Origin of the sequence: Cyanobium sp. WAJ14-Wanaka, from assembly GCF_024345375.1 — a bacterium.
Lineage (GTDB): Bacteria > Cyanobacteriota > Cyanobacteriia > PCC-6307 > Cyanobiaceae > Cyanobium_A.
The window spans coordinates 301,971-327,652 of the sequence record NZ_JAGQAZ010000002.1 but is presented as its reverse complement, the minus strand read 5'-3'; the positions used below and the strand labels follow the sequence as shown (position 1 = coordinate 327,652).

The window sequence follows — 25,682 nt, the reverse complement described above, 5'->3', positions numbered from 1 at the left end:
ATCCATTGAAGATCGCCTTTTTTACTGAGACCTTCCTGCCCAAGGTCGACGGCATCGTCACCCGCCTGACCAAAACGGTGCCGCACCTGGTAGCGGCTGGCGATGAGGTGCTGATCTTCTGTCCCGAAGGTGCTCCAGACAACTACCTGGGGGCCCAGGTGGTGGGCGTGCCCGCCATGCCCCTGCCCCTCTATCCAGAACTAAAACTTGCCCTGCCGCGGCCCGCCGTGGCCGAAGCCCTCGATCGCTTTGATCCCGACCTAATCCATGTGGTGAATCCGGCCGTGCTCGGCCTGGGCGGTATCTGGCTGGCCAAGACCAAGGGCTATCCCCTGGTGGCGAGTTACCACACTCACCTGCCCAAATACCTGGAGCACTACGGCATGGGCATGCTGGAGCCGCTCCTCTGGGAGCTGCTCAAGGCCGCCCACAACCAGGCCAGTCTCAATCTCTGCACCTCCACCGCCATGGTGGGCGAGCTCAGTGACAAGGGCATCCAACACACCGCCCTGTGGCAGCGGGGCGTGGATACGGAGTTGTTCCGGCCGGCACTGCGCTCCGATGCCATGCGTGAGCGCCTGCTGGGAGGCCGCAGCGACACCGGCAGACTGCTGCTCTACATCGGCCGGCTATCGGCCGAAAAGCAAATCGAGCGGATCAAGCCGGTGCTCGATGCCCTGCCCGATGCCCGGCTTGCCCTGGTGGGTGATGGCCCCTATCGCCAGCAGCTCGAAAAGATCTTTGCCGGCACCGCCACCAATTTCGTAGGTTACCTGGGCGGCGAAGAGCTGGCCTCCGCCTATGCCAGTGGCGACGCCTTCCTATTCCCCTCCAGCACCGAAACCCTCGGCCTGGTGCTGCTGGAAGCGATGGCTGCCGGCTGCCCCGTGGTGGGAGCCAACCGGGGGGGCATCCCGGACATCGTCACCGATGGAATGAACGGCTGTCTCTATGACCCCGAGGGCAGTGATGGCGGCGCTGCCAGCCTTATTGCCGCCGTCAGTCGCCTGCTGGGGGATCCGGCCCAACACCAAACCCTGCGCCTCAACGCCCGCGAAGAAGCCGAGCGCTGGGGCTGGGCTGGCGCCACCGATCAGCTGCGGAGCTACTACCGCAATTTGCTTGCCAAGCCAGAACTGCAGTTGGTTGCCTAAGTCTGGATTGGCTTGGTCGGGGCCTTGTATCCCCTAAACCAGGTGGTCATCAGGGCGCGCACCATCGGTGCGGCAACGGTGCCGCCATAGCCGCCGGAATTTTCACCAAAGGCGACGATCACCAAGGTGGGCTTGCTGTTGGCGGGGGCGTAGCCCCCAAACCAAGCATGGTCGGGGCGGGGCGGATCCTCTCCAGTACCGGTTTTACCAGCCACCGGCGGCAGGTTGGGATCGTTGAGCACCTTGCCGGTACCGATGGTCACCACCTGGCGCAGGCCCTGGTGCAACACCTGCAGGGTGACCGGTTTGAGGCCCAGCCAGCGGCGCTGGGTTGGACGCTCCACCAGGTGCGGAGTCACCAGCCAGCCGCCATTGGCCACTGCTGCATAGAGCCGGGCCATCTGAATAGGCGTCACCTGCAGGGCCCCCTGGCCAATCGCCGAGGTGATCGTGTCGACCGGCGTCCAGGGTTCACCCAGGGCCTTCTTTTTCCAGGCGGGATCTCCCAAAAGGCCCGGCGTTTCCTCGTCGTGCAATTCCAAACCCGTGGCACTGCCATAGCCCAGGCGCCTCGCCGCCTCGAACAGGGCAGTCGGGCCCACCTTCAAGCCCACTTGATAAAAAAAGGTATTGCTGCTGGCCGCCAAGGCCAGGGGAAAGCCAATCACCCCCAAAGCCCCATGGTCGCCGTAGCAGAGCCCTGCGTAGCAAAAGGAATGCATGGTCATCAGCTTGGAATCCGCCGTGAACTTGCCCGACTCCAAGGCTGCAATGGTGGTCACCAACTTGAAGGTGCTGGCTGGAGGGAAACCCTGAAAAGCTCGATTCAAGAGGGGTGCATCTACTCCGTTTAACCGGGCCCACTGGCTGGTGCTGGGGCCATCGGCGAAGACATTGGGATCAAAGGTTGGTCGACTGGCAATGGCCCGAATCGCTCCGGTTTGGGGGTCCATCGCCACAATTGCCCCCTTGCGCACGCCATCGAGGGCTCGCTCGGCCGCCCGTTGCAGGGGTAAATCAAGGCTTAGGCGCAGATCCTGGCCCTGTTTGGCCGGTTTATCGCCAAGGATTTGCTGCACCTGGCCGGCCGCATCCACCTCCACCTGCTGGCCGCCCCACTGGCCCCTCAAGATCGACTCATAGGCACGCTCAACCCCGCTGCGGCCAATTCGATCGCGAAGGCGGTAACCCTTGCCCTCCAGCTCCTGATATTCCGCCTCGGTGATGCCGCTGGTATAGCCCAACACGTGGGCCCCCAGTCGCCCATTGGGATAGCTGCGAAGCACGTCCACATCCACCTCGGCCCCCCGGAGGGCATCGGCCTGCTCCCTAAACCTCAACACCTGCTCGGGCTTGAGCTCCATCGCCAGGGCAATGCGAAAACCCTCCGGATTGGCCCCATCGCGGCGCTGCTGCTCCAGGGTTGCGGCCGGAATGGCCAGGATCACCGCCAAGCGATCCCGCAGCTGGGGCCATTGGCCAGGCTCCAGCTGGTTGGGCTTGAGATAGAGGTTGTAGGTAAGGCGGCTAGTCGCCAGCACCTGACCGTGGCGATCGAGGATGCGGCCACGAATCGGATTGCGGGGCATCAGCCGAATCCGGTTGTCGTCGGCACGGGCCCTGTTTGCAGGGCCCTGCAGCAATTGCAACCAGGCAAGCCGCGCCACCATCGCGCCACTGGCAAGCAACACCAGGGCCAGCAGCAAAACGGGCTGCTGACCCATGCCGCTGCGGCGAACCGTACCTTGCCCCGGCAGCATGCCTAGGGCGCCCCCAGCCTTTGCTCCAGGAGCTGCAGACGCTCACCGATCTGCTGCAGACGCTCCTGCAGCTCGGTAGGGGGGGCAGGGGCTTGCTCCGGCGGCACATCCCGCACGCTCACCTTCATCACCGGGTTGCCCAGGCCCGGACTTAGCCGATCGAGCTGTTCACGTACCTGGGATGCCGCTACTTCACCTTCCTGGCGCAACTGCTCGAGGGGATTGCCATCACCACCTTGGAAGGCAGCCACCACATCCTTAGCTCCTCCCTTGCGGGCCCGACCAGCCATGGCAAGCCCCACCGGCAGCACGTCCTGCATCAACTTCAGGCGCAGGGAGTCAAGGGGATCTACGGCCATGGACCTGTTGATGGCACTGAGATAGGCAGTCTGACCCTTGACGAATGGTTCTGGGCCCTAGGGCGCGGGCCGTTGCAGGGCGGGTTGCACCCCTGGATCCAAAATCACCTGGCGGCAATTCTGCTGACTGCCCCACCACCAGCCTGCGGCCACCGCCACGGCCAGCAATCCAGCCAGGGGCAAGACCGCTTGGCGGGTCACGTCTAAAGCACCCCACTCCAGCCAGGCCCGCATGTTGCGCTCGCGGTCAAAGCGGCGCCGGATCTTTGCCTCCGCCCTTTCGCGCCTCTTCAGTGATCTGACCACCCAGCGCTCGAAGGCCCGCTTCTTGGTGACCGCCATCTTGCGCTCAACCTCGAGCAGGTGGCCAGCGCTCAACTCGGGATTAAACGTGCTGATCAGCTCGAGGCTTTTGAGAAACATCTCAACGGCCCCATCCTTGGCGGCCGCCTCCTGATCATCCAGCAACTGCCAATCCAGCTCCGGATAGAAGCGGCTGCGGTTACTGATGATCTGGTCTTCCTGGAGTTGGCCGGGCTCCCGCAGCCAGCGGTCGGTATTGGCATCAAAGCGGCGCCAATACAGGAAAGGATTGAGGTAAATAACCTTGCCGCCCAGCAAAATACTGTCCTGCTGGAGCCGACGTTGCAGCTCCTGTTCGTTGGGCTGGGAGCTAGTGGGCTCGGGGGCGGCAGTCACGACAGGAGGCCTGGGAGCCGATGGTATCGAACTTGCCTAGCCGGAGCTACTCCCACTCAATAGTGCCTGGGGGCTTGCTGGTGATATCGAGCACAACCCGGTTAACCCCCTTCACCTCATTGACGATCCGGTTCGAGATGGTCTCGAGCAGGTCGTAGGGAAGGCGCGACCAGTCGGCGGTCATGCCGTCTTCGGAGGAAACGCAACGCACCACCACCGGGAAGGCATAGGTGCGCTTGTCACCCATCACGCCCACGCTGCGCACGGGTAGGAGCACGGCGAAGGCCTGCCAAATTTCGTCGTAAAGACCGGCATCTCGCACTTCCTCACGCACGATCAAATCCGCATCCCGCAGGATATTCAGCTTCTCGGCGGTAACTTCGCCCAAGATGCGAATTGCCAGGCCTGGGCCCGGGAAGGGATGGCGACCGACAATTTCCTGGGGCAGGCCCAGGTTGCGGCCCACCCTGCGCACCTCATCCTTGAACAGGCGCCGCAGTGGCTCCACCAATTTAAATTGGAGATCCTTAGGTAGGCCGCCAACGTTGTGGTGGCTCTTAATTTTGACGGCAACCCGCTCACCGGTTTTGGGGTCAATGCCGGTACCGGCACTCTCAATCACATCCGGATAAAGGGTGCCCTGGGCGAGGTAATCAAAGGGCCCAAGTCGCTTGCTCTCCTCCTCAAACACCCGAATAAATTCGGTGCCGATCAACTTTCGTTTTTCCTCTGGATCGGTAATGCCGGCGAGCTTGTTGATGAAGCGCTCGCGGGCGTTGATGTATTCCACATTGATGTGGAATCGTTTATCAAAAAACTCCACCAAAAACTCAGGCTCGCCCTTACGCATAAAACCCTGGTCGATAAACATGCAGGTCAGCTGATCGCCAATCGCCCTATGCAGCAGGAAGGCAAGGGTGGAGGAATCAACACCCCCTGAAAGGGCAAGCAGCACCCGTTTATCACCCACCTGGGCTTGCACATCTGCCACCGCTTCTTCGATGAATGCGGCGGTGGTCCAATCAGCCTCACAACCACAGATGTGGTACACGAAGTTGCGCAGCATCGCCATGCCGCCAATGGAATGGACCACCTCAGGATGGAACTGGACCCCATATAGCCGGCGCCCAGGATTAGCTACTACCGCCTCAGGTGTGTTTTCGGTATGGGCAAGACGCACAAAATCTTGGGGTAGCTGCTCGACGGAATCGCCGTGGCTCATCCACATCGTTGATCCGGTCTCCACATTGGTGAGCAGATCAATCGGGTCGTCAACAAATAAAGGTGCCTTGCCATATTCAGCGCGGCCTGCGGCCACCACCGAACCGCCCAGCTGCTGCACCATCAACTGCATGCCGTAGCAAACCCCGAGCACCGGAATACCCAGATCCCAAATGGCTGGATCGCAAACCGGAGCATCAGGCTCATAAACCGAATTTGGGCCGCCACTGAGAATGATTCCCTTCGGCGCAATGGTCCGCAACTCTTCAGCGGTGGTGGTGTAACCCATTACCAGGGAGAACACCTCCGTTTCCCGCACCCGCCGAGCAATTAATTCGGAATATTGGGAACCAAAATCCAATATCACAATCGCCGGATAGCGGGACGATTGGGAGGTTTGATCGAAAACAGCTACTGAAGACATCCGCGGCACTTGGCCCGAAGCATTCGATCAAGCCTAGGTGTCGCCCCCAACCTTTCCACCCAAATCCCTGCCACCCCAATCCCTAAAGAAGCGCTCACCCACAGGACCCTGGCCGCAAATTGTCCGAGAGCGATCAAAGAGCACTGCCCCCACCGCCAGCTGGAGCTGGCCGTAGCGGGCCAGATAGGCCATGGAACGCTCCTCCACGGCCCTGGCCAGGCGCCGCCGCAGGCGCTCTGCCATAGCTGGATCACTGGTTGCCAACTCCGCCAAGCCCTGCTCCACCGTGGCCGCCCGATATAGGTCCTGGAGGGCATCACCGGCCATACCCTCCAGGGCAGCCAGGGAGGTGAGCACCTCGGCCCGCCCATCCGCCAGATGGTGGTGGGTATGGAAAATGCCACCCGCAAGCTTTATCAACTTGCCCTGGTAGCCAAACAGCAGCAGGCGGGCTACCCCAGCTTCAGCGGCGGCCACCAACACAGGGCCCAGCCAGTTGCCTGCCTTTAGCAGCAGCTCTGGGGCCAGGCCCAGCTGGGGGGCGAGATCGAGGCCGTTTTCGCCGATCACCACCACCAGATCCCCGCCAAATCCTGGCCTGGCCGCCCGCTGGCGCAGCTCCAGGAGCACCCGCTCCAACTGGTCGGGGGTGGCGCTTTGCTGCACCTCCGCCTGGGTGCCTATCAGGGCCAGCCCCTCCACCACCCCAAAGGCGGCGTTGCTGGTGCGCTCCGCCAGGGCCCGACCGGAGGGGAAAACCACCCGCACCGCCAGGGCCTGGCCTGGCTCCACCAGGGGGCCCAGGTTTACCTCCAAAAGTTCACGGGCAAAAGCAGAAAGACAAATCTCACCGGTTTGGGAGTGCACCCCCACCCCTTCACCAGCCTCCAGCTGCAACCAGCCCTCGCTGGGCGTCAGCTCAGGCATCCAACGCACCTCCACCCAGATCACCAGCCCGCGGGTGAGGTCGAGCCCATCGCCGGGCTCACAGCGGGCCACCGCCAGGGCCCGGCCTTCACCAAGGGGAGCCGCCGCAACCACCGGCACCTCGGCCAGCTGCTGCTGTTTAGCCAGGGGATCGAGCAGCAATGGCTGGCTAGCCAGGAAGGGCTCTCCCCTAAGGGCCAACATCGCCGCCCGGGCAGCCGCTGCCACCCAGACGGGCAGGGTGTAGCCGGGGGGTGAAGGTGGCACCAAGACGGACCAATCAGGGTCGTTTTTTATGGTGGTCGATAACCAGCCCTTGGCGTGCTTTGAGCGCCCCCTAATTTTCATGCAGGACAAGCTCACCCTGATGATCCCTGGCCCCACCCCGGTGCCGGAAAGCGTGCTGATGGCCATGGGCCGCCATCCGATTGGTCACCGCAGCGCCGATTTCCAAAAAATCGTCAAGCGCACCACGGAGCAGCTCCAATGGCTGCACCAAACCAAGGAATCGGTTTTGGTGCTGGCGGGCAGTGGCACCGCTGCCATGGAAGCCGGAATCATCAACGTGCTCAGCAAGGGTGACAGGGTGCTCTGCGGCGACAACGGCAAATTTGGGGAGCGCTGGGTAAAAGTTGCCAAGGCCTATGGCCTTGACGTGCAGGTGATTAAGGCTGAGTGGGGCCAACCGCTGGATCCGGAAGCCTTCCGAACCGCCCTCGAAGCAGATGGCGCCAAGGCGATCAAGGCCGTGATCCTCACCCACTCGGAAACCTCCACTGGGGTGATCAACGACCTTGAAACCATTGCCAAATATGTGCGCGCCCACGGCACAGCCCTGACCATTGCCGACTGCGTCACCAGCCTGGGCGCCTGCAATGTGCCTATGGACGCCTGGGGCCTGGACGTGGTGGGTTCCGGCTCCCAGAAGGGCTACATGATGCCGCCGGGCTTGGCTTTTGTGGCCATGGGCGAGCGGGCCTGGGCAGCCCACGCCAAATCCGACCTTCCCAAGTTTTATTTGGATCTGGGTAAGTACAAAAAAGCGGCGGCAGACAACAGCAACCCCTTCACTCCCCCGATCAACCTCTACTTCGCCCTCGAGACAGCCCTCGAGATGATGCAGAACGAGGGGCTGGAGGCAATTTTTAGCCGCCATGGGCGCCATCGCCGCGCAGCCCAGGCCGGCATGAAGGCCATTGGCATGGCCCTCTATGCCGCCGAAGGCCATGGCAGCCCCGCAATCACGGCGGTGGCTCCAGATGGAATCGATGCGGAAAGTCTGCGCAAGCAGGTCAAGGAGCGCTTCGACATCCTTTTGGCCGGTGGTCAGGACCACCTCAAGGGCAAGGTGTTCAGGATTGGCCACCTCGGCTTTGTTTGCGACCGCGATGTGCTCACCGCCGTGGCCGCCATCGAAGCGACAGTGCAGGCCCTCGGCCTCGCCAAGACGCCAATCGGCTCCGGGGTGGCCGCAGCTGCCACGGAGCTGGCCCGCTAGGATCGAGGGCATGCGGGTGTAATTCAGTGGTAGAATGTCAGCTTCCCAAGCTGAACGTCGCCGGTTCGAGTCCGGTCACCCGCTTGTTTAAAAATGCCTCGCTTCAAGCCCGTGGCTTGATTAATTGGAGCATCTGGGGGCCAGAGGCTGCCATGCGCCGCTCGCAATCGAGGCCAGCCAAGATTGCCTTAGCTGATTCAGTTATCTCACCCTGCTCGGCAGCCTGCTTGGCCTGCTCTTCAAATCGCAGAGCCGAAAGGCTCAAGCTGTGCCTCTGCCCCGCCTGGGCTGGCTGTGGATTGGAAATCTGAAGGATGGCGGCAGTCATTAACGGCTAGCGAAACAAAAACAAGAGAAACAAAGCAACAGTCAAACTACGCGCGAAATGAGAGGGCGTGTAAAGCTGATGATCAACGCACGAATCTCGAAGCATTCCCACCAAAAATGGCAGGAAAGTTCCTATCGAATAATCATACTAAACAACCAACTACATCTTTCCCCGTGGCCAAGGAGGCTGGGGGAATGGATCGAAAGTTAGGGCTAGGTTCCCGGTTCTTCCTGATTGCCTCCCAGGGCAGCAATTTGGGTTCGCAGTTGTTGGGAGCGCTGCAGATCACCCCGGGTGAGGGCAACCGCCAGGGCAAATTCCAATTTTTCAAGCTTGTGCTCACCCTCTAGGGGCGCAACAACCGGAAAAGTGCCCGGGCGGTGGCTCGCACCGGATACGCCACTCTCCTGGGGTTGCTGGGGGCGGTGCTGGGAAGGAGGAAAGGCCATGGCAGGCTTTCTCCCCATTCTGGCACCGCTGCCAATAGCGGCGCGGGCTTCGGGAGTTCTTAGGCGGCCTCAGCCAGCTGCTGGGGGGCGATCTCCAGCAGATTGCGGCAATCGTTGAGCAGGCGCTCCACATTGTCGAGGCTGGCCAGATCGGGGGGCTCCTCCTGGTTGCGGTGATCTAGCTGGATTTCCAGGGCAGCCAAACGCTGCTCGAGTTTGACGAGGCGATGGGAGAGGGCATGGATGGTTTCAGCCAAATCCTCCGCATTGCGGGTGATCCGAAAGGAGACCGACTCGGGGGCCATGGTGGCAGTGGCAATGGAGCCGATCACAACACAAATCCACCCCTTGAGCAAAGCCAATTGGCCCGATAGCGTTGGTCACCCTTTCCACCAGCCCCCACAAGGACATGGCCCTGCTCAAACGCTGCACCTTGCGTTGCACCTTGGGCCGGCTAGCCGTGTTCCTGGCCCTGGGCCTAAGCCCAGCGGCGGTAAGGGCCCAGGTGAGCGAAAGCGCTGTGCAAACCACGGAAGGCAATGTGATGGTCACGCCTGGGGCCAAGGGAGCCCAGATGTATTGCTACCTGCGCGCCAACGGCAACAGCTACCAGGTGAGCTGGAATGCGGCCTACGCCCTGGTCAAGCGCCAGAAAGACAGTCCCTTCAAAACCTCGGAGGAACATGCATCGGTGATGATTTCCGAGGCTGTCGTCCAAAATCCTGCCAAATTCCCCGATTGCGGCCGCTACCTGGGTGACCTATTTACTAAGGGCGAAGCCAAGACCGAGAGCCCAACCGAAACCAAGGCTGGCAGCGGCAGCGGCGCTACCAATCGCAAGTAGCCGCGCCGTTCCACCCTTGGCCATCAGGGCCCTGGGAACCCTGCTGCTGGGGGGCCTGCTGCTGACGGGCTGCAGCGAACAGCCCCTGCCCGAGCGGCAAATGCGCAGTGATGATTGCCTACGCCAACTCACCTTCGACCAGCTCGCAGAGCAACTAAAGCGCTGCGACGAAGTGGTCAAGGCATTCCCCAACAACCCCGGACCACTCAACGACCGCTACCTGCTGCGCAGCCTGATCGAGCCACGCCAAAACAAAGCCGCCTGCCAGGACATTCGTCGGGCCAACGCCCTGGCCAAGCAGGCCAAGGCGGGAAGCCTTGGCATAACCATGCAGAACGAACTGAAGCTGCGGCTGGAGCTTTGCAACACGCCCCTGCCCCGCCCAGCCCCAGCCCCAGCCCCAGCCCCAGCCCCAGCCCCAGCCAAGGGCTAATCACCACTCCTGCATCAATTGCCGCACCATCGCCGGCAGGCTGCGCCGTTGCAAGAGCCGCTCCTGGCTGTTGAGCAACAGGGAAATCCGCTCGGCCTTACTGGCAATCAGGCCATCCACCAGCTGGTCGGCCACACCGAGCTGGAGCCAATGGCTGGTTAGGGCACGCCCCATGCCGATGCGATGACAACGGTCTTCCGCCTGCTCCGTATCGCCAGGGGTCCAGGGCCGCTCGACCAGCACCACGTGACTGGCGCGGTGCAAGGTGAAACCCAGGCCACCGGTGCCATAGGTGGCAATCAGCAGGGAGCTGCTGCCGCGCTGGAAACCATCCACCTGGCGCTGCCGCTCGGCGGGGGCTACGGCACCGGTGAGCAAGGACCCCTGGGCCAGGGCCTGGTGCAGCAATTGGGCCGTGGCCACAAAGGAGGTGAAGACCACCACCGCCTCCCCCTGCTCCAGCAGGGGAGCAACCAGATCCCTGGCCGCCGCCAATTTGTATTCGGAGCCGATTTGGCGCATGGCCGTGAAAATTGCCAGAACTGCCGCATCTCGGCGCACCTCGCCGCGGTCGGCCCGGCGGCGGTAGGCCTCCACCTTGCGCTGCAAACGGTGGTCAAACCCCTGGCCAGCGGCAGGGTCCAGTTCCACGGGCCAGCAGCGGCGCAGCTTGGGCGGCAGATCCAGGCAATCCTGCTTGCGGCGATGCAGGAGCAGGGGGCGGGTGAGCCTTTGGAGCTCGGCCAAGCGCGTGGCGCCCGAGGCCTGCCAGACCCGCTGACCAGCCTGTTCACGCCAATGGCCCAAACAAAACAATTCCTCGTATTGGCGCTGATCCCGGGCTAGGGGGTGGCCAATGGCGGCCAACAGGGGAAAAAGCTGGGCGGGTCGGCCATTTTTCATCGGTGTGCCCGTAAGCAGCCAAATGGCCCGCAGCCGGGGATGGCGCGCCAGGCGCAAAAGGGCACGACTGCGGGTGGTCTGGCCGTTCTGGGCAAAATGGGCCTCATCGGCAATCAATACCGTGCCGGCTGGGGGCAATTCGGCCGGCAGCTTGGCCCAGCTGTGCAGCTCCAAATGCAGGCCCAGGGCCACCGCCTCAGCCCCCCAATGGGCGTGCAGCCCCACCGGGGCAATCACCATGATTCGACAGTCGGCCAGGCGTCCCAGGGCCCTTGCCGCCACCAGGGCGGTGAGGGTTTTGCCCAAACCCATGGCATCGGCCAGCACTGCCCCCCGCCGGGCCAACAACCAGCGCACCCCGGCCTTCTGGTGGGCGAAGAGGCTGCGGCCATCGGGCAAGGGATTTTGTAATTCAGCTGCGGCCACCATTTGCCGGTGCGGGGGCAAAGGGGGCAGGGGCTGCTCCATCCAGGCCAGCCACTGGGCCAGCTCAGGCTCCAAAGGGAAGCGGCCGGCCAAGGCCTGCTGCAGGGCCGCTGAAGCCTCCAGGGGAAATTGCCAGCAGCGACGCTTGCTTAACCACTGCCCCCTGGGGCGAATCGCCCGGAGCTGGGCCTGGGTTACCGCATCAAACGGGCTAACCACCTCGATTTGCCCCGTTGCCCCCAGCCGCAGCAAACAGCGCATTCGCGAAACTGCAGTCTTCGACACATTGACAGCCAGGGCAATAGCGTCAAACTGCCGCCAACCGAGTCGCGCTGATGCAGGCCAGGGATGCAGTTTTCCTCGAGGATCTCTGTCCCAAGCTCCGTGTCAGACGATGGCGCCAGTCGCTCCACCAATTCACCGATCAGAGCTGCATCTACTGCGGCAAGCGCTCTGAATCGATTGATCACGTGCACCCCCAGAGCTTGGGTGGCCTGAGCGTCACCGAGAACTGTGTGCCCGCCTGCCTGGCCTGCAACGGCCACAAGGGGGATTCCGATGCCTTCAGCTGGTATCGCCGCCAGAGCTTCTATGACCCCCGGCGGGCCATGGCCATCCGCGCCTGGACCGATGGGGACCTGCGACTAGCCCTGCGCCTGTTGCAGTGGGCCAATCCCAGCCCCGCCACTGAGGAAATCCCGCAGCTGCAGCCGGTGGCCAATCACCAAACCTTGCAGGCATCGACGCCGTTGTGGCGCTGGCAGATGGCGGCCTGATCACTGGGGCGCTCCGGCGCCACCACCACCGCCACCAGGCACAAAACCGCCGCCAGCAGGGCCGGTCCAGCCACCGGAGCGATCCGCTGCCGCCGGGCGTGATGCTGAACTGAAGGGCGAGGAACCGGGGCAAAGGTGGGAGTGAAAGCTGAGGCCGTCATGCCAACAAGATCTAACTAATACAGATGTACTCATGACCAGGGCTGCTGTCAACCCCCCTCTCCAGTTGCTGGTTATTGGCGGGGGCTACACCGGCCAGCGGTTTGCCCGGGCCTGGCGCCAACTCGGCAACGGGGCCTTACTCACAAGCCGCCAGGCGAAGGCCCCCAGCTACCCAGGAAGCTGGCTGGTGTTTGACCCGGAAATCGGGGCCATCCCAACCCTGGAGGAGCTGGCAGGCACCACCCACGTGCTGGTGAGCCTGCCGCCCAGGGCCAATGGCGAAGATCCTGCCCTGCTGCACCTTGGCGAGCTACTGCGCCACCTACCCCTGGCCTGGCTGGGCTACCTATCGACAACGGGCGTCTACGGAGACAGCGGGGGAGCCTGGGTGGACGAAAGCACGCCGGTGGCAGCAGCCCAAGGCCGCAGCAGGGCCAGACAGCAGGCAGAAGAGAGTTGGCTGGAATCAGGCCTGCCTGTGCAAATTTTTCGCCTACCAGCTATCTACGGCCCCCACCGCTCCCCCTTCAAAGCCTTGTTGGCGGGAGAAAGCAGGCTGATTCACAAGCCCCAGCAGGTTTTCTCCCGGGTGCATGTCGACGACATCGTTGGCTCCCTGCTGCATTGCCAGAAGCAAACGGCAAGCGAACGGCCAAAGCTGATAAACGTCTGCGACGACTATCCCTGCCCCTCCAGCGAAACCCTGGGCTTCGCGGCCCATCTGCTCAACTGCCCCTTGCCCAGGGCCGAAAGATTTGGGGAGATTGCCCCCAGTCTCAGTGCCATGGCCCGCAGCTTTTGGGCCGAAAACCGGCGCGCCTCCAATCACCTGCTCTGCCAAAGGCTGGGTTACAAACTCCGCTACCCGAGCTACCGCCAGGGCTATCTGGCCTGCCTGGCAGAAGAACGGGGCGCCGACTGGTTCGGCAAAGGCGAGCTCGGCGCGGCACAGTCGGAGAAGCCTTCCAGATCAGTCACGTAGGGCAAGCCCAATTCTTGGAGCATGCGACCCCAACGCAGCACAATCCAACCCTGACGCAGGCCCGTTCCCAGGCCAAACAACAGCAAGCCGATCACCAACCAGCGCAGCATGGGCACAAGCTTGAGCCAGGCCCCATCCAACCCCAAGCAACTGCGCCTGGCCATTGCCCTCGGTGATCCCGCCGGCATTGGGGCGGAAGTGACCCTCAAGGCCCTCGCCCAGGGGGCGGCAAGCGAACAGCCCCCCCTGCTGGTGGGCTGCCGCCGCTGGCTTGAAGGTCAGTACGAAATGCTGCGGCAAATCAGCCCCGAACCCCTAGTAGATCCGGCCCAGCTGGAGATGCTGGACCTACCCCTGACAGAACCGGTCAAGCCGGGGCAGGGCAGCACCGGCAGCGGCCATGACAGCTTTCTCTGGCTCACCGCCGCCACCCAGGCAGTGCAAAAGGGCCAATGCCAGGCATTGGTGACCGCTCCAATCTGTAAGGCCAGCTGGCATGCCGCAGGCCACCGTTATCCAGGCCAAACCGAGCGCCTGGCCGAATTGGCCGGCTGCGCCCATGCCTCGATGCTCTTCACCGCCAAAGCCCCCGGCGGCCACTGGCGCATGAACACCCTGCTCGCCACCACCCACATCCCCCTAGCCGAGGTGCCCCGCCAGCTGAATGGGGAGCTCGTGCAAGCCAAACTCGATCTGCTGAACGGGTTTTGCCGGCGCTTTACGGCCCGCCCCCATCTGCTGGTAGCGGGGCTAAATCCCCATGCCGGCGAAGGGGGCCAACTGGGCCTGGAGGAAAGCCAATGGCTGGAAGCCAGCTTGGCCAGCTGGCAACGGGCCCATCCAGAGGTTCGCCTGGAGGGACCCCTACCGCCAGACACCTGCTGGCTTGGGGCTGCGGAGGCCTGGAGAAGCTCCGCCCCTGGCCCAAACGGCTATCTGGCCCTGTATCACGACCAAGGCCTGATCCCGGTGAAACTGCTGGCCTTCGACGCCGCCGTGAACACCACCCTGGGGCTGCCTTTTCTGCGGACCTCACCAGACCACGGCACGGGATTTGGGATCGCCGGCATGGGCGTCGCCCGGGCCTTGAGCATGGCGGCGGCCATCGAAACCGCCGGGGAACTCAGCCGGGCTTGACCCGCATCAAAACCTGGCCAAATTCGACTGGGGTGCCATTTTCCACCAGTATTTCCACCACCTCTCCACCCACTTCGGCTTCGAGCTCATTCATGAGCTTCATCGCCTCAAGGATGCAGATTGTTTGACCCACGCTGATGCGGGAGCCCACTTCGATGAAGGGGGCCTCTCCGGGGGCCGAGGAGCGGTAGAAGGTCGCGACCATCGGGGCCGTGATCTCCAAGAGGTCAGTGCGGCTAGCGGCAGCGGCCGGGGGTGGCGGGGAGGGCGTCGCCGGCAGTCCCCCAGCAGCTGGTGCCATCTGCATCGCAGCAGCCATTGGGGCGGCCTGGACCATGGCCACTGGGGCTGCCCCAGGCAGATTGCGGCGCACCTCGAGGCGGAAATCGTCGCCCTCAAGCTTCAGTTCCTGGATGTCGCTCTCGCCAATCAGGTCGAGGAGCTGGCGGAGTTGGTCGTGACTTAACTGCATGGCGATCAGTTCTCCCTACCCAGGTAGCTATCGGTGCGGGTATCAATCTTGATCCTCTCGCCGATTGAGAGGAACAGGGGAACCATCACCTGGGCACCTGTCTCCACAATGGCGGGCTTGGTGCCACCTGTGGCCGTATCACCCTTAACCCCAGGGTCGGTCTGGGTTATCTGCAGCACCACGGAATTGGGCAGTTCCACCTCCAAGGGCTTGCCATTCCAGTAGATGACGCTGACCTCCATGCCCTCATTGAGGTACTTGCGGGTATCGCCAATCTGTTTGGCGGTCAGACGGGTCTCCTCGTAGGAAGCCATGTCCATAAAGACGTAGTCATCACCCTCCATGTAGGTGTGCTGGAGGGTGGCCTTCTCGAGCACCGCCTGGGGCATGGTCTCGCCAGCCCGGAAAGTCTTCTCCACCACGTTGCCGCTTTGCACCGCCTTGAGCTTGGTGCGCACAAAAGCAGAACCCTTGCCGGGTTTTACGTGCAGAAATTCAACGACACGCCAGACCTGGCCATCCAGCTCAATCGTGGTGCCCGTACGAAAGTCGTTGCTGGAGATCATTCCGGCGGTTCGGATCTGGCGGATTGTACGGCTGGCTACAGGGGCAGCCCCAGCCAGCCCCCAACAATGGACGGTTTCGTTATGCCAAAGTCCAGGCAGCGACACAAAAGGGCATGGCAAAAGGCCAAAACTGGTGGGCCTGGGCAATGTCCCTATTGCTCGGATTACTGGTGGCCCTGCCACCTGCCTGGGCCGCGCTGCCCCAGGGCAATGCGGTAACCGATCCAGCAGCCCTGCTGCGCAACGCCCTGCCGATCGATGCCCCAGATCTGCAGAACCTCCAACACAAAATTGAGGGCACCAGCGACGATCTACGGGCCAAGCGCTGGCCAGCCCTAGAAAACTCCGTTCGCAAGAGCCAAGCGCTGCTGACCACCCGCCAGGGCCCGATCCTGGCCAGCTTTAAGCAACAGGACCACGTCACAGCTGATGAGCTGCTGGGCCAGCTCAATGGACAGCTACAAACCCTGGCCGCCGCCGCCGAAGCCCAGGACCGCGACCGCTTTCTAGAAGCTCGCCGCACTGCCCTAACCACGATTGGCACAGCCGAAGACCTGTTGGTCGGTCCCTTCCCCTATACCCTTCCAGCCGAATACGACGACCTGCCCAGGCTGCTGGGCCGCGCCACCGTGCAACTCACCACCACCAAAGGCGATCTGACCGCCGTGGTGGACGGCTACAACGCCCCCCTGACTGCTGGCGCCTTTGTGGACCTGGTGCAGCGGGGTTTCTATGACGGGCTGCCCTTCATCAGGGCCGAAGACTTCTACGTCCTGCAAACGGGGGACCCCAAGGGCCCCGAAGAGGGCTTTATCGATCCCCAAACCAAGCTGGAGCGCAAGGTGCCACTAGAAATCAAGGTGCCGGGCCAGGAAACCCCCTTCTACAACCAGACATTCGAAGACCTGGGCATGTTCAAGGCAGCGCCGGAACTGCCCTTCTCCACCAAGGGAACCCTGGGCTGGGCCCACTCCGACGAGGGGCTTGCCGATGGTTCATCCCAGTTCTTCCTCTTTCTGTTTGAGCCAGAACTAACTCCGGCCGGGCTAAACCTGATCGATGGGCGCTATGCCGCCTTTGGCTACGTGGTGGATGGCTTTGATGTGCTCGAAGAGCTCACGGCCGATGACGGCATCGTCAAAGCCAAGGTTGTCGAGGGTGGATCAAACCTCCAGCCCCACGCCTAACCCCATCGGGACTAGGCAAATAGACAAAAAAAACCGCCCCGTTCGGGGCGGCCTGGAAGATCACTTCCATTGTTTGGCAACTATCTCAGCGAGATCAACAACGCGCTGGCTGTAGCCCCACTCGTTGTCGTACCAGCAGATCACCTTCAGCATGTTGCCGCCCATCACCAGGGTGAGTTCGGAGTCGATGATGGTGCTCTCATCGGTGCCGGCGTGGTCGCTTGATACCAGGGGCAAATCGCAGTACTTGATGATGCCCTTCATCGAGCCCTCGGAAGAGGCCTTGAGCAGGGCGTTTACCTCTTCTTTGGTCGTGTCGCGGCTGATGTCGAGGACGATGTCAACGACGGACACGTTGGGGGTCGGAACGCGCATGGCGATGCCACTCAACTTGCCCTTCATCGGCGGATAGACCAAGGCAACTGCCTGGGCAGCACCGGTGCTGGTGGGCACAATGTTGACGGCTGCGGCCCTTGCCCGGCGCAGGTCGCGGTGGGCGGAATCCAGGATACGCTGGTCACCGGTGTAGCTGTGGGTGGTCGTCATGGTGCCCTTGACGATGCCGAACTCCTGATCCAGCACCTTCACCACCGGAGCCATGCAGTTGGTGGTGCAGCTGGCGTTGCTGAGGATGTCCCAATCTTCGTGGCGGTACTGGTCAGCGTTAACACCCACCACAAAGGTTCCAACCTTTGCGCCTTTACCGGGGGCCGTGAGGATGACCTTCTTGGCGCCAGCCTCAAAGTGCTTGCTGGCACCAACATCGTCGTTGAAAACACCGGTGGACTCAATTACCAAATCCACGCCCCACTCCTTCCAGGGCAGGTTGGCTGGATTGCGATCGCAGAAGGTCTTGATCTCTTTTCCGTTGACAATAATTGTGTCTTCGGTATAGGTCACCTCCGCATTGCGGAGGGGGCCAAGCATGGTGTCGTACTTGAGCAGGTGGGCATTAGTTTTCATATCGCCCGAACCATTGAGACCAACAATCTCAATGTTTGTGTCTGCACCTCTACTCAGCCAGCAGCGCATGAAGTTGCGTCCGATTCGTCCGAATCCGTTAATTGCAACGCGCAAGGTCATGGCAAACCGCAGCAAAGCCGCGAGAAGAGGGGTTTTGGCTGCAGATCATACAGAAACAGTTTTGCCGAACCCTCTTGCGGCGGAGGCGATCAGGCAGGACCATGCCAAAACGCGCAGCAACTCTTTGCAGAGTTCTGGGCCCCGCCGGCCTAATTTCAGACTGGCCACCATCCCGGATTGGAGTTGCCCTTGGCCCCGTTGCTTGATCGCCACCAGCCTGTCCACTTCATCGGTGTTGGTGGCATCGGCATGTCAGCCATAGCCGAAATCCTTGCCCTCAGGGGCTTTGTCGTCAGCGGCTCCGATGCCCGCGACAACGAAGTTCTCGACAACCTGCGACGCAATGGGGTGCGGGTTTTCCGTCAGCAAAGCGCTGCCACGGTGGCCGCAATCCGCAGCGGCACCTCCCGCCAACCACTGGTGGTAATCAGTTCGGCCGTACCGGAAACGAACCCCGAACTGCGGGAAGCCCGGCGCCTGGGCCTGAGCATCTGCCATCGATCGGATGTGTTGGCCGCGCTGATCAATGCCCAACCTTCCATTGCGGTGGCAGGTAGCCACGGCAAAACCACCACCAGCACCCTGATCGCCACCCTGCTGGCGGCCACCAACCACGATCCCACCGCCGTAATTGGCGGGATCGTTCCCGCCTTTGGCAGCAATGGGCGTTCTGGAGCTGGCCGGCTTTTGGTGGCCGAGGCCGATGAATCGGATGGCTCCCTGGTGAAATTTCAACCCGAATGGGGGGTCCTTACCAATGTGGAGCTCGATCACACCGACCACTACCCAAACCTGGAGGCCCTGATCAGCACCCTGCAGCGCTTTGCCAAGCGCTCCAAGGGGCTCCTGGCCAATAGGGATTGCCCGGTACTGAAGGAGCACTTCAAGGCCCGCCACTGGTGGTCAAACGAAAATCCCGCCCAGGTGAGCTTCGCCGCCATCGCCACCGATGAGCGCGGCGATGGCACCAGTGCCGACTTCTATGAAAAGGGCGAAAAGGTCGGCTCCTTTGAGCTGCCCCTGCCGGGACGCCACAACCTCAGCAACGCCACGGCAGCCATGGCGGCCTGCCGCCTGGTGGGGGTTTCCTTTGCTGAATTGCGGCTGGCCGTAGCCGCCCTTAAGCCGCCAGGCAGGCGCTTTGATTTCCGCGGCGATTGGCACGGCCGCCTAATCGTGGACGACTACGCCCACCACCCCAGCGAGGTGGCCGCCACCCTGGCAATGGCCCAGTTGATGCTCAGCAGTGGCCGCAGCACCCTGCCGATTAATCCGAAGCGGCTGGTGGCCGTGTTCCAGCCCCACCGCTACAGCCGCACCGCCCAATTCCTCGAGGGTTTTGCCCAGGCCCTCAGCCAGGCGGACCTCGTGATAATCGCCCCCCTTTATGGCGCCGGTGAGGCCCCGATTCCGGGGATCAGCAGTGCGGCCCTGGGCCAATCAATTAAGAAGTTGGCGCCCAAGAGCCAGGTGCACGTTGCCGGCAGCATTAAGGAATTGGCCCAGCTGGTGGCCGAGATCAGCCTGGCCGGCGACCTGGTGCTGGCCATGGGGGCAGGCGATGTGAACAACCTCTGGGACCGGCTTCTGAAGGTCAAGTTGCCCAGCGAGCAGGCCACCAACGTGGCCATGGCGGCCTAGGGCCTTGGCGGCCTTGCCTAACCACCCGCCCCTGGGCCTGCAGCGGGCCGTCCGCTTGGATGCCTTCACCACCTGGAAAGTGGGGGGTGAGGCGCAATGGTTTGGCGAACCGGCAACCGGGGCGGAGCTATGGGCCCTGGTCCGTTGGGCCCAACTGCAAAAGCTTCCCTTGCATTGCATCGGGGCCGGCTCCAACCTGCTGATCGCCGATGGGGGCTTGGGGGGCCTCACCCTTTGCCATCGCCGCCTCCAGGGCAGCCAGCTGGATGGCTCGAGCGGATTGGTGGAGGCCGAAGCTGGCGAGCCGATCCCAACCCTGGCCCGCAAGGCCGCCCGGGCCGGCCTCAGCGGCCTGGAGTGGGCCGTGGGCATCCCAGGCACGGTTGGTGGGGCGGTGGTGATGAACGCCGGCGCCCAAGGGGGATGCACGGCCGAATGGCTGCATTCAGTGACGCTTCTCAATCCCCTTCAACCAGAAAAACCAATCGAGTTACTTGCCGCTGAACTCGCCTTCGGATACAGGCAGAGCCTTCTGCAACAGGAACCATGGATTGTGCTTTCGGCCCGCTTTCAACTTGAAAGCGGCCATGACCCAGCTGCAATTACGGAACGCACCAGCGCCAATTTGCACAGCCGCACCAGCAGCCAGCCCTATCAACAGCCCAGTTGCGGCAGCGTTTTTCGCAACCCCGAACCCCACAAGGCGGGGCAATTGATTGAGGCCCTTGGGCTCAAGGGCCGCCAGGTGGGTGGGGCCCAAATTTCGCCCATGCATGCCAATTTCATCGTCAACAGCGGTGGCGCCACGGCCGCAGATATCGAGGCCCTGATTGCCGAAGTTCAGGACCAGGTGCAGTTGGCCCATGGCATGCGCCTGCACACCGAGGTGAGGCGCCTGGGCGATTAGCCTGCAACCAATAACCCACCCCATATGGCTGGCTTCGGACTACCCAATTTTGGCCAGCTGACCGAAGCCTTCAAAAAGGCCCAAGAACTGCAGCAAAACGCCCAAAAGCTCCAGGAGGAGCTCGATGCCATGGAGCTGGAGGGCCAAAGCAGCGATGGCCGCGCCAGCGTCTGGCTATCGGGCAACCAGCAACCCCTCAAGGTGCGGCTGGATCCAGCCCTATTGGCGCAGGGCCAGGAGACGGCCGAGGCCGCCGTCCTGGAGGCCCTAAAGGCCGCCTATGCCGAATCGACCGGCACGATGAAAGGTCGCATGGAAGAGCTCACCGGTGGTCTCAATTTGAACCTGCCTGGCCTGGGCGGTTAATCCGCCTCCGGTTCACCCTGGCGCTGGCGCCGCCTGGAGGCCTGCCGCAGGCTGGGATCCAACCGGAGCTCCAGGCGCCCGCCCCGCTGCCTGAGGCCGGGCTGGGGCCTAACCGTGGCCACTGCCAGCCGCTCCGACACCGCGATCACCTCAGCCAAGCACTGGCCGTAGAGGCCGTAGCGGTCCCAATCTGTGCCGATCGCGCAGCCGGGATCACCCTGGTGCAAACAATTACTGAAGCGGCATTCACCCAGGGCCAGGCCCTGGCGCAACTCTGGAAACAGAGCTGCCAAGGCCGAGGGATCTGAGGGCCATTCGGGTCGGTTGAAACCGGGGGTATCGGCCACCAACGCCCCCGCTGCCAATGCAAAGAGTTCCACGTGGCGGGTGGTGTGTCGACCCCGCTGCAGACGTCCAGAAACTGCCCCGACCCGCAACTCCAAATCAGGCTTCAGGCAATTGAGCAGGCTGCTCTTACCAACCCCAGAGGGGCCACTCAAGACGCTGATTCCAGGCTTTGCCAACAGCGCCCGCAACTCCGGCAGGCCCGCACCTGAATGGGTGGAGATCGCTTGGACCCCATAGCCCCAAGAGCTAATCCGTGCCAGCCAGCCAGCCAACTCCTGGGGGGGCACTAAATCCGCCTTGGAAAGCACCAACAGCACCTCCTGGCCACTGGCCTCAGCAGTGATCAAAAAGCGACAGAGCTGAAAGGGATCCAGGGCCGGCTCTGCCATGGCCACCACCACGACCACCCGGTTCACATTTGCCACGGCCGGGCGCTGCAGCAGGGAGCGCCGCGGATCCACCGCAGACACCGCAGCACGGGCCTGCACCCAGTCGATGCCCTCCACCCTCACCCGATCCCCCACCCAGACCGTTTGCCCCCCCTTGGCCAGCCTGGTGCGGCGCGTGCAGAGCAGCCGTTCCACCCCGCCTGGGCCCTGTTGATCCAATTGCACCCAACAAAAATTGGCCACCAGGGCCACCACCAAACCCGACAGCCCCTCAGCCGCCATGGCGGGTAATCAACAGACGCACGGCGGAGCCATCGCTGGGATGGGGCAGGGCGCTAAGGGCATGGCCTTCGCCGCGGAGACCTTCAGCCACCGTTTGTTCCGGCTCACCCCGGTCGAGATCCACTTCCAATAGGGCGCCGACGGGGATTTTTTCGAGGGCCAGGCGGGTGCGAATGAAGTTCATCGGGCAGGGCGTGCCCCGCAAATCCAGCCTTACAGCAGGGCTTACCCCCACTAGCCGAACAAACCGCCAAAAAGCCCACTTTTATGGGGATGCTTTTGGCCCTTGTTGCTGTGGTGACCTGCCAGTTGCTGCAACAGCTCCCGCTCCTCAGAGTTGAGCTTGGTGGGCAACTGCACCTTGACGCTAAAGAGGTGGTTGCCCCGGGCCACGGGATTGCCCAATTTCGGCACCCCCTTGCCCTGGAGCGTCAGTACGGCACCGGGTTGGGTGCCAGCCGGAATCGGCAGTTGTTCGAGGCCATCCACGGTTTCCACCTCGATGGTGTCGCCGAGAATCGCCTGGAGATAATTCAGGTTGATCTCCGAGCCGATGTTGATCCCATCACGGCGCAGCTGGCCATGGGATTGCACGCTCAAAAACACATAGAGATCGCCCGCCGGGCCGCCCCTTTGGCCCGCATTGCCCTCATTGGCCACCCTTAGCCGGGTGCCGGTATCTACCCCGGCGGGAATATTGATCCGCAGTTTTTTACGCACCTGCTGGAGACCCTGGCCGCCACAGGCTCCGCAGGGATCGGCAATCACCTGACCGCTGCCCTCACAGCTGGGGCATGGGGCCACCTGGGTGAAGTTCCCAAAGGGGGTCCGGGTGGCCCTACGCACCTGGCCCTGGCCCCCACAGGTGCCACAGCTGGTGGGACCACTGCCGGCCTTGGCGCCGGTTCCCTGGCAGGTGCCACAGGTCTCCAGGTGGCGGATCTGCACCTCCTTTTCGATTCCAAAGACCGCCTCCTGAAAGCTGATCGTCAGATCAAGCCGAAGGTCATCGCCCTGGCGGGGGCCCCTACGGCGCTGTCCCGCACCAGCCTGCTGGGCCCCACCAAAGCCACTGAAAAAAGTTTCAAACAGGTCGGCAAAGCCGCCCATGTCGCCCATGTCGGGCGCACCGCCGCCACCGCCCAGGCCGGCTTCCCCAAACTGGTCATAACGGGCCCGGCTTTGGGGATCGCTCAGCACCTCATAGGCGCGTCCCACCTCCTTGAATTTGTCTTCCGCACCGGGGTCCTTGTTGACATCGGGGTGGTACTGGCGCGCCAGACGCCGGTAGGCCCGCTTGAGGGTGTCTGGGTCGGAATCCCGGGCGACTCCGAGCAGGTCGTAGTAATCGGCCATCAGCCGTCCTGGTGGTCCACGGGACCGGCCCCAGCAGCTGGGGATTGGCCGTCTGCCGGCCCAGGACCCATCGACACCTTGACCAGGGCATGGCGCAGCACCCGGCCATTTAGGTGATAGCCCCGCTGCAATTCCTCGATCACCACATCCTCCGGATGGGTTTCGCTGGGCTCCCGCAAAACCGCCTCATGGAGGCTGGGATCAAAGGATTCGCCCTCAACCCGCATCGGCGAAACCCCGAGCTGTTTAAAAACATCCACCAGCTGCTTGTAGAGGCCCTGGTAGCTGCGATGGAGGGCCTGGGCCTCCTCGTGCTGGGGATTGAGCTGCTGGCGGGCCCGGTCGAAGTTGTCGACGACCGGCAGGATTTCGCTGAGGGTGGTGCAGGTGATCTGCAGGCGCTGGTCCTCGCTATCCCGGCTCTGACGCTTGCGGAAGTTGTCGAAATCAGCCGCCAGGCGCATGTACTGGCCGTTGAGCGCTTCGTTCTGCTCCCTAAGGCTGGCTAGCTCGGCCTCCAGATTGACCGGGCTCTCGCCAGTTTCCTGGGAAGTAATTGGCTCTTCCCCTGGTTGTTCAGGGTCAACAGCAGCAGGTTGTTCGCCTGCAAGGGGGGTGGTTTCACCCTCTAAAGCCTGTTCTGGCGCGCCCTGGGGGCTGCCCTCGAAATTGCTCTCACCGCTCATGGAGGAGTCGCCGCTCATGGCTGACGGGGGCACAAATCAGATCTAGACATGTTGGAGGCAGATGGGCACCTCCCACAAGCGGCGGAAGCCCGCACCTTTTGTTCCGATGATTTTTCCCTCCGGCCTTCCCATACCCGAAGCCCGCATCCTCGAGCAACAGCGCCTGGAGGCGGAACTGCTGCTGCAAAAACCGGTGTTGACCCCAGGGGAACTGGGCCAGGCCGATGCAACCCTCCTGGGGGGAGCAGGCGCCAGTTTGGAGATTTGGCGGAGCTGGGGGGCCATGCCCCTGCAGCAGGAGGGCCAGATCCTGAGGGTGGCCATTCCCTGCAACTGGGGCCCCGAGCAGCGCCAGCAACTCCTCCACCAGCTGGGCCGGCCAGCAGAAGAAACCCAATTCCAACTCGCTTTGGCGGCGGACATCAACAGGGCCCTGGAGCAACAAGTAACCCCTGCGCCGATGGTCCGCACCCGATCGCTCACCGAGGGCCTCACCCTGCCCGCAACCGACAGGGCCCTCCAGGAGGGGGGTAATCCGGAGGATCTCGAAACTTCAGCCGCCAACAACGGTTCACCAGTGGTGAGCCTGGTGGATCGCATCATGATCGAGGCCCTCGAGAGTGGGGCCAGCGATATCCATGTGGAGCCCCAGGAGACGGGGCTGGCAATCCGCTTTCGCCTCGATGGGGTTCTCCAGAAGCAACTGGATGACCTGCCCAAACACCTGGTGCCCGCCATCACCTCCAGGCTGAAAATCATGGCCGACCTGGATATCGCCGAGCGGCGCCTACCCCAAGACGGCCGGATTCGACGCAATTACCGCGGCCGAACCATGGATTTCCGGGTGAGCACCCTGCCCAGTCGCCACGGCGAAAAGGTGTGTCTAAGGCTCCTAGATAGCGGTGCCACCCAGCTTGGGCTCGACAGCCTGATCACGGATCCCGATGCCCGCCAGGCCCTGCGGGCCCTGGGCTCCAAGCCCTTCGGCATGATCCTGGTGACAGGCCCCACCGGCTCAGGGAAATCCACCACCCTCTACGCCCTGCTCTCGGAGCGCAATGGGCCGGGCATCAACATTTCGACGGTGGAAGACCCGATCGAATACTGCCTGCAGGGCATCACCCAGACCCAGGTGAATCGCGAAAAGGGCTTCGACTTCAGCACCGCCCTACGGGCCTTCATGCGCCAGGACCCAGACGTGCTGCTGGTGGGGGAAACCCGGGATACCGAAACTGCCAAAACGGCCCTGGAGGCTGCCCTGACCGGTCACCTGGTGCTTACCACCCTGCACTGCAACGACGCCGCCAGCGCCATCGCCCGCCTGGATGAGATGGGGGTGGAGCCGTTCATGGTGAGCGCATCCCTATTGGGGATCGTGTCGCAGCGTTTATTGAGACGGGTATGCCGCCATTGCCGAATCCCCTACCAGCCCAGCAGTGAGGAACTGGGGCGCTTTGGCCTACTGGCCAGCCATGAAACAGCGGTCAGTTTTTACAGGGCCCAGACCTCCGCCAGGGCTCAGCACTCCGCCAGGGCTCAGCAGGGCAACCCCACGGCAGATAGCTGCCCCCACTGCCTGGGCAATGGCTATAGGGGACGGATTGGTGTCTACGAGATCCTGCGGATGAATGAAACCATCGCCGCGGCCGTGGCCAAACGCTCCAGCACCGATGCGTTGCGGCGCCTGGCCCTGGAAAGCGGCATGAAAACCCTGCTGGGCTACGGCCTCGACCTGGTGCGCCAGGGCCACACCACCCTGGAGGAGGTGGAGCGGATGTTGCTGACCGATGCGGGCCTGGAATCGGAGCGTCGAGCCCGCTCCCTGGCCGCCTTGAGTTGCGGCAGCTGCGGGGCGGGACTGCGGGACGAATGGCTGGAATGTCCTTACTGTCTGACCGCAAGGAACTGAGTTGCGGC

29 protein-coding genes and 1 tRNA gene are annotated in these 25,682 nt (G+C 62.8%); 13 read left to right on the top strand and 17 right to left on the bottom strand.

The genetic code is table 11. The features are described from left to right. Window positions 1-5: 5 nt before the first annotated feature. Entirely contained in the window at window positions 6-1,154 is a 1,149-nt protein-coding gene (locus KBY49_RS08400) for a glycosyltransferase family 1 protein (protein ID WP_254934340.1), read from the top strand. Here the strand turns inward: KBY49_RS08400 and mrdA are convergent. Genes mrdA through cbiD form a run of 5 tightly spaced genes read right to left on the bottom strand, consistent with a single transcriptional unit; the run spans window position 1,151 to window position 6,811 of the window. Further along, window positions 1,151-2,914 carry a penicillin-binding protein 2 gene (mrdA, locus tag KBY49_RS08395; protein ID WP_254934339.1) on the bottom strand — a complete coding sequence of 588 codons (1,764 nt, stop codon included), beginning with the start codon at window positions 2,912-2,914 and terminating at the stop codon, window positions 1,151-1,153. The two genes, KBY49_RS08400 and mrdA, sit on opposite strands and share 4 nt — an antisense overlap. A gap of 2 nt (window positions 2,915-2,916) precedes the next feature. Next, entirely contained in the window at window positions 2,917-3,273 is a 357-nt protein-coding gene (locus tag KBY49_RS08390; RefSeq protein ID WP_254934338.1) for a hypothetical protein, read from the bottom strand. Between the two features lie 57 nt (window positions 3,274-3,330). Then, on the bottom strand, window positions 3,331-3,972 hold the full coding sequence (locus KBY49_RS08385) for a hypothetical protein (protein ID WP_254934337.1): 642 nt from the start codon (window positions 3,970-3,972) through the stop codon (window positions 3,331-3,333). 46 nt (window positions 3,973-4,018) lie between these two features. After that, window positions 4,019-5,617 carry a glutamine-hydrolyzing GMP synthase gene (gene guaA / locus KBY49_RS08380; RefSeq protein ID WP_254934336.1) on the bottom strand — a complete coding sequence of 533 codons (1,599 nt, stop codon included), beginning with the start codon at window positions 5,615-5,617 and terminating at the stop codon, window positions 4,019-4,021. Between the two features lie 33 nt (window positions 5,618-5,650). Further along, complete coding sequence (cbiD, locus tag KBY49_RS08375; protein ID WP_396099671.1) at window positions 5,651-6,811, bottom strand: cobalt-precorrin-5B (C(1))-methyltransferase CbiD; 1,161 nt, start codon at window positions 6,809-6,811, stop codon at window positions 5,651-5,653. A gap of 79 nt (window positions 6,812-6,890) precedes the next feature. Between cbiD and KBY49_RS08370 the strand changes: the two genes are divergently transcribed. Together KBY49_RS08370 and KBY49_RS08365 are read left to right on the top strand one after the other, a co-directional pair. Continuing rightward, window positions 6,891-8,042, top strand: a complete 1,152-nt coding sequence (locus tag KBY49_RS08370; RefSeq protein ID WP_254934639.1) for an alanine--glyoxylate aminotransferase family protein — start codon at window positions 6,891-6,893, stop codon at window positions 8,040-8,042. A 12-nt stretch (window positions 8,043-8,054) separates the two neighbouring features. Continuing rightward, a tRNA-Gly gene (locus KBY49_RS08365) sits at window positions 8,055-8,126 on the top strand. Between the two features lie 19 nt (window positions 8,127-8,145). Here KBY49_RS08365 and KBY49_RS08360 read toward each other — a convergent pair. The 3 genes from KBY49_RS08360 to KBY49_RS08350 all read right to left on the bottom strand — a co-directional run bounded on the left by KBY49_RS08360 (window position 8,146) and on the right by KBY49_RS08350 (window position 9,151). After that, window positions 8,146-8,307, bottom strand: a complete 162-nt coding sequence (locus tag KBY49_RS08360) for a hypothetical protein (protein WP_254934334.1) — start codon at window positions 8,305-8,307, stop codon at window positions 8,146-8,148. Between the two features lie 275 nt (window positions 8,308-8,582). Further along, on the bottom strand, window positions 8,583-8,819 hold the full coding sequence (locus tag KBY49_RS08355) for a hypothetical protein (protein ID WP_254934333.1): 237 nt from the start codon (window positions 8,817-8,819) through the stop codon (window positions 8,583-8,585). 59 nt (window positions 8,820-8,878) lie between these two features. Beyond that, a complete protein-coding gene (locus KBY49_RS08350; protein WP_315857014.1) occupies window positions 8,879-9,151 on the bottom strand; it encodes a hypothetical protein in 273 nt (90 codons plus the stop codon). A 44-nt stretch (window positions 9,152-9,195) separates the two neighbouring features. Between KBY49_RS08350 and KBY49_RS08345 the strand changes: the two genes are divergently transcribed. Together KBY49_RS08345 and KBY49_RS08340 are read left to right on the top strand one after the other, a co-directional pair. Then, window positions 9,196-9,663 (top strand): DUF6554 family protein, encoded by a 468-nt coding sequence (locus KBY49_RS08345; RefSeq protein WP_254934332.1) that lies wholly within the window; start codon window positions 9,196-9,198, stop codon window positions 9,661-9,663. A gap of 16 nt (window positions 9,664-9,679) precedes the next feature. Then, a complete protein-coding gene (locus KBY49_RS08340; protein ID WP_254934331.1) occupies window positions 9,680-10,096 on the top strand; it encodes a hypothetical protein in 417 nt (138 codons plus the stop codon). Here the strand turns inward: KBY49_RS08340 and KBY49_RS08335 are convergent, their stop codons facing one another. Further along, the gene (locus KBY49_RS08335; RefSeq protein ID WP_254934637.1) at window positions 10,097-11,686 is read right to left on the bottom strand and encodes a DEAD/DEAH box helicase; all 1,590 of its coding nucleotides are present in this window, start codon (window positions 11,684-11,686) and stop codon (window positions 10,097-10,099) included. It abuts the gene before it with no gap. Between the two features lie 74 nt (window positions 11,687-11,760). Between KBY49_RS08335 and KBY49_RS08330 the strand changes: the two genes are divergently transcribed. Then, complete coding sequence (locus tag KBY49_RS08330) at window positions 11,761-12,201, top strand: HNH endonuclease (RefSeq protein WP_254934330.1); 441 nt, start codon at window positions 11,761-11,763, stop codon at window positions 12,199-12,201. On the opposite strand, the gene KBY49_RS08325 is transcribed toward KBY49_RS08330, so the two are convergent. Then, a complete protein-coding gene (locus KBY49_RS08325) occupies window positions 12,147-12,362 on the bottom strand; it encodes a serine protease inhibitor (protein WP_254934329.1) in 216 nt (71 codons plus the stop codon). The genes KBY49_RS08330 and KBY49_RS08325 overlap by 55 nt on opposite strands. 32 nt (window positions 12,363-12,394) lie before the next feature. Between KBY49_RS08325 and KBY49_RS08320 the strand changes: the two genes are divergently transcribed. Both KBY49_RS08320 and pdxA read left to right on the top strand, forming a co-directional pair. Continuing rightward, window positions 12,395-13,345 carry an SDR family oxidoreductase gene (locus KBY49_RS08320; protein WP_254934328.1) on the top strand — a complete coding sequence of 317 codons (951 nt, stop codon included), beginning with the start codon at window positions 12,395-12,397 and terminating at the stop codon, window positions 13,343-13,345. Window positions 13,346-13,453: 108 nt separating this feature from the next. Next, window positions 13,454-14,482 carry a 4-hydroxythreonine-4-phosphate dehydrogenase PdxA gene (gene pdxA / locus KBY49_RS08315; protein WP_254934327.1) on the top strand — a complete coding sequence of 343 codons (1,029 nt, stop codon included), beginning with the start codon at window positions 13,454-13,456 and terminating at the stop codon, window positions 14,480-14,482. On the opposite strand, the gene accB is transcribed toward pdxA, so the two are convergent. Both accB and efp read right to left on the bottom strand, forming a co-directional pair. After that, window positions 14,469-14,954 carry an acetyl-CoA carboxylase biotin carboxyl carrier protein gene (gene accB, locus KBY49_RS08310; protein WP_254934326.1) on the bottom strand — a complete coding sequence of 162 codons (486 nt, stop codon included), beginning with the start codon at window positions 14,952-14,954 and terminating at the stop codon, window positions 14,469-14,471. The two genes, pdxA and accB, sit on opposite strands and share 14 nt — an antisense overlap. Window positions 14,955-14,959: 5 nt before the next feature. Next, window positions 14,960-15,520: an elongation factor P gene (efp, locus tag KBY49_RS08305; RefSeq protein ID WP_254934325.1), complete on the bottom strand. Its 561-nt coding sequence runs from the start codon at window positions 15,518-15,520 to the stop codon at window positions 14,960-14,962. 146 nt (window positions 15,521-15,666) lie between these two features. Between efp and KBY49_RS08300 the strand changes: the two genes are divergently transcribed. Continuing rightward, window positions 15,667-16,707, top strand: a complete 1,041-nt coding sequence (locus KBY49_RS08300; protein WP_254934324.1) for a peptidylprolyl isomerase — start codon at window positions 15,667-15,669, stop codon at window positions 16,705-16,707. Window positions 16,708-16,767: 60 nt separating this feature from the next. On the opposite strand, the gene gap is transcribed toward KBY49_RS08300, so the two are convergent. Then, entirely contained in the window at window positions 16,768-17,790 is a 1,023-nt protein-coding gene (gene gap / locus KBY49_RS08295; RefSeq protein WP_254934323.1) for a type I glyceraldehyde-3-phosphate dehydrogenase, read from the bottom strand. Between the two features lie 189 nt (window positions 17,791-17,979). Here gap and murC point away from each other — a divergent pair, with 189 nt between their 5' ends. The 3 genes from murC to KBY49_RS08280 are packed head-to-tail and all read left to right on the top strand — an operon-like array spanning window position 17,980 to window position 20,704. Then, complete coding sequence (gene murC / locus KBY49_RS08290) at window positions 17,980-19,431, top strand: UDP-N-acetylmuramate--L-alanine ligase (RefSeq protein ID WP_254934636.1); 1,452 nt, start codon at window positions 17,980-17,982, stop codon at window positions 19,429-19,431. 4 nt (window positions 19,432-19,435) lie between these two features. Further along, entirely contained in the window at window positions 19,436-20,338 is a 903-nt protein-coding gene (gene murB, locus KBY49_RS08285; RefSeq protein ID WP_254934322.1) for a UDP-N-acetylmuramate dehydrogenase, read from the top strand. Between the two features lie 24 nt (window positions 20,339-20,362). Further along, window positions 20,363-20,704, top strand: a complete 342-nt coding sequence (locus tag KBY49_RS08280) for a YbaB/EbfC family nucleoid-associated protein (RefSeq protein WP_254934321.1) — start codon at window positions 20,363-20,365, stop codon at window positions 20,702-20,704. On the opposite strand, the gene rsgA is transcribed toward KBY49_RS08280, so the two are convergent. The 4 genes from rsgA to grpE are packed head-to-tail and all read right to left on the bottom strand — an operon-like array spanning window position 20,701 to window position 23,765. Continuing rightward, window positions 20,701-21,723, bottom strand: coding sequence for a ribosome small subunit-dependent GTPase A (rsgA, locus tag KBY49_RS08275; RefSeq protein ID WP_254934320.1), 1,023 nt, complete (start codon window positions 21,721-21,723; stop codon window positions 20,701-20,703). The two genes, KBY49_RS08280 and rsgA, sit on opposite strands and share 4 nt — an antisense overlap. After that, window positions 21,713-21,907 (bottom strand): sulfurtransferase TusA family protein, encoded by a 195-nt coding sequence (locus KBY49_RS08270; protein ID WP_254934319.1) that lies wholly within the window; start codon window positions 21,905-21,907, stop codon window positions 21,713-21,715. Before KBY49_RS08270 ends, rsgA begins: the two co-directional genes overlap by 11 nt. A gap of 50 nt (window positions 21,908-21,957) precedes the next feature. After that, window positions 21,958-23,079 (bottom strand): molecular chaperone DnaJ, encoded by a 1,122-nt coding sequence (gene dnaJ / locus KBY49_RS08265; protein ID WP_254934318.1) that lies wholly within the window; start codon window positions 23,077-23,079, stop codon window positions 21,958-21,960. Further along, on the bottom strand, window positions 23,079-23,765 hold the full coding sequence (gene grpE / locus KBY49_RS08260; protein ID WP_254934317.1) for a nucleotide exchange factor GrpE: 687 nt from the start codon (window positions 23,763-23,765) through the stop codon (window positions 23,079-23,081). Before grpE ends, dnaJ begins: the two co-directional genes overlap by 1 nt. A gap of 106 nt (window positions 23,766-23,871) precedes the next feature. On the opposite strand from grpE, the gene KBY49_RS08255 reads away from it, so the two are divergent. Further along, window positions 23,872-25,674: a GspE/PulE family protein gene (locus KBY49_RS08255; RefSeq protein ID WP_254934316.1), complete on the top strand. Its 1,803-nt coding sequence runs from the start codon at window positions 23,872-23,874 to the stop codon at window positions 25,672-25,674. Window positions 25,675-25,682 lie beyond the last annotated feature (8 nt).

Excerpts from the sequence above, each read along its gene's own strand:
- mrdA (WP_254934339.1), bottom strand. The coding sequence starts at position 2,914 with ATGCTGCCGGGGCAAGGTACGGTTCGCCGCAGCGGCATGGGTCAGCAG.
- KBY49_RS08390 (WP_254934338.1), bottom strand. The coding sequence starts at position 3,273 with ATGGCCGTAGATCCCCTTGACTCCCTGCGCCTGAAGTTGATGCAGGAC.
- guaA (WP_254934336.1), bottom strand. The coding sequence starts at position 5,617 with ATGTCTTCAGTAGCTGTTTTCGATCAAACCTCCCAATCGTCCCGCTAT.
- KBY49_RS08370 (WP_254934639.1), top strand. The coding sequence starts at position 6,891 with ATGCAGGACAAGCTCACCCTGATGATCCCTGGCCCCACCCCGGTGCCG.
- KBY49_RS08355 (WP_254934333.1), bottom strand. The coding sequence starts at position 8,819 with ATGGCCTTTCCTCCTTCCCAGCACCGCCCCCAGCAACCCCAGGAGAGT.
- KBY49_RS08335 (WP_254934637.1), bottom strand. The coding sequence starts at position 11,686 with ATGCGCTGTTTGCTGCGGCTGGGGGCAACGGGGCAAATCGAGGTGGTT.
- KBY49_RS08330 (WP_254934330.1), top strand. The coding sequence starts at position 11,761 with ATGCAGGCCAGGGATGCAGTTTTCCTCGAGGATCTCTGTCCCAAGCTC.
- KBY49_RS08325 (WP_254934329.1), bottom strand. The coding sequence starts at position 12,362 with ATGACGGCCTCAGCTTTCACTCCCACCTTTGCCCCGGTTCCTCGCCCT.
- KBY49_RS08320 (WP_254934328.1), top strand. The coding sequence starts at position 12,395 with ATGACCAGGGCTGCTGTCAACCCCCCTCTCCAGTTGCTGGTTATTGGC.
- pdxA (WP_254934327.1), top strand. The coding sequence starts at position 13,454 with ATGGGCACAAGCTTGAGCCAGGCCCCATCCAACCCCAAGCAACTGCGC.
- accB (WP_254934326.1), bottom strand. The coding sequence starts at position 14,954 with ATGCAGTTAAGTCACGACCAACTCCGCCAGCTCCTCGACCTGATTGGC.
- efp (WP_254934325.1), bottom strand. The coding sequence starts at position 15,520 with ATGATCTCCAGCAACGACTTTCGTACGGGCACCACGATTGAGCTGGAT.
- KBY49_RS08300 (WP_254934324.1), top strand. The coding sequence starts at position 15,667 with ATGTCCCTATTGCTCGGATTACTGGTGGCCCTGCCACCTGCCTGGGCC.
- gap (WP_254934323.1), bottom strand. The coding sequence starts at position 17,790 with ATGACCTTGCGCGTTGCAATTAACGGATTCGGACGAATCGGACGCAAC.
- KBY49_RS08280 (WP_254934321.1), top strand. The coding sequence starts at position 20,363 with ATGGCTGGCTTCGGACTACCCAATTTTGGCCAGCTGACCGAAGCCTTC.
- rsgA (WP_254934320.1), bottom strand. The coding sequence starts at position 21,723 with ATGGCGGCTGAGGGGCTGTCGGGTTTGGTGGTGGCCCTGGTGGCCAAT.
- KBY49_RS08270 (WP_254934319.1), bottom strand. The coding sequence starts at position 21,907 with ATGAACTTCATTCGCACCCGCCTGGCCCTCGAAAAAATCCCCGTCGGC.
- dnaJ (WP_254934318.1), bottom strand. The coding sequence starts at position 23,079 with ATGGCCGATTACTACGACCTGCTCGGAGTCGCCCGGGATTCCGACCCA.
- grpE (WP_254934317.1), bottom strand. The coding sequence starts at position 23,765 with ATGAGCGGTGAGAGCAATTTCGAGGGCAGCCCCCAGGGCGCGCCAGAA.
- KBY49_RS08255 (WP_254934316.1), top strand. The coding sequence starts at position 23,872 with ATGATTTTTCCCTCCGGCCTTCCCATACCCGAAGCCCGCATCCTCGAG.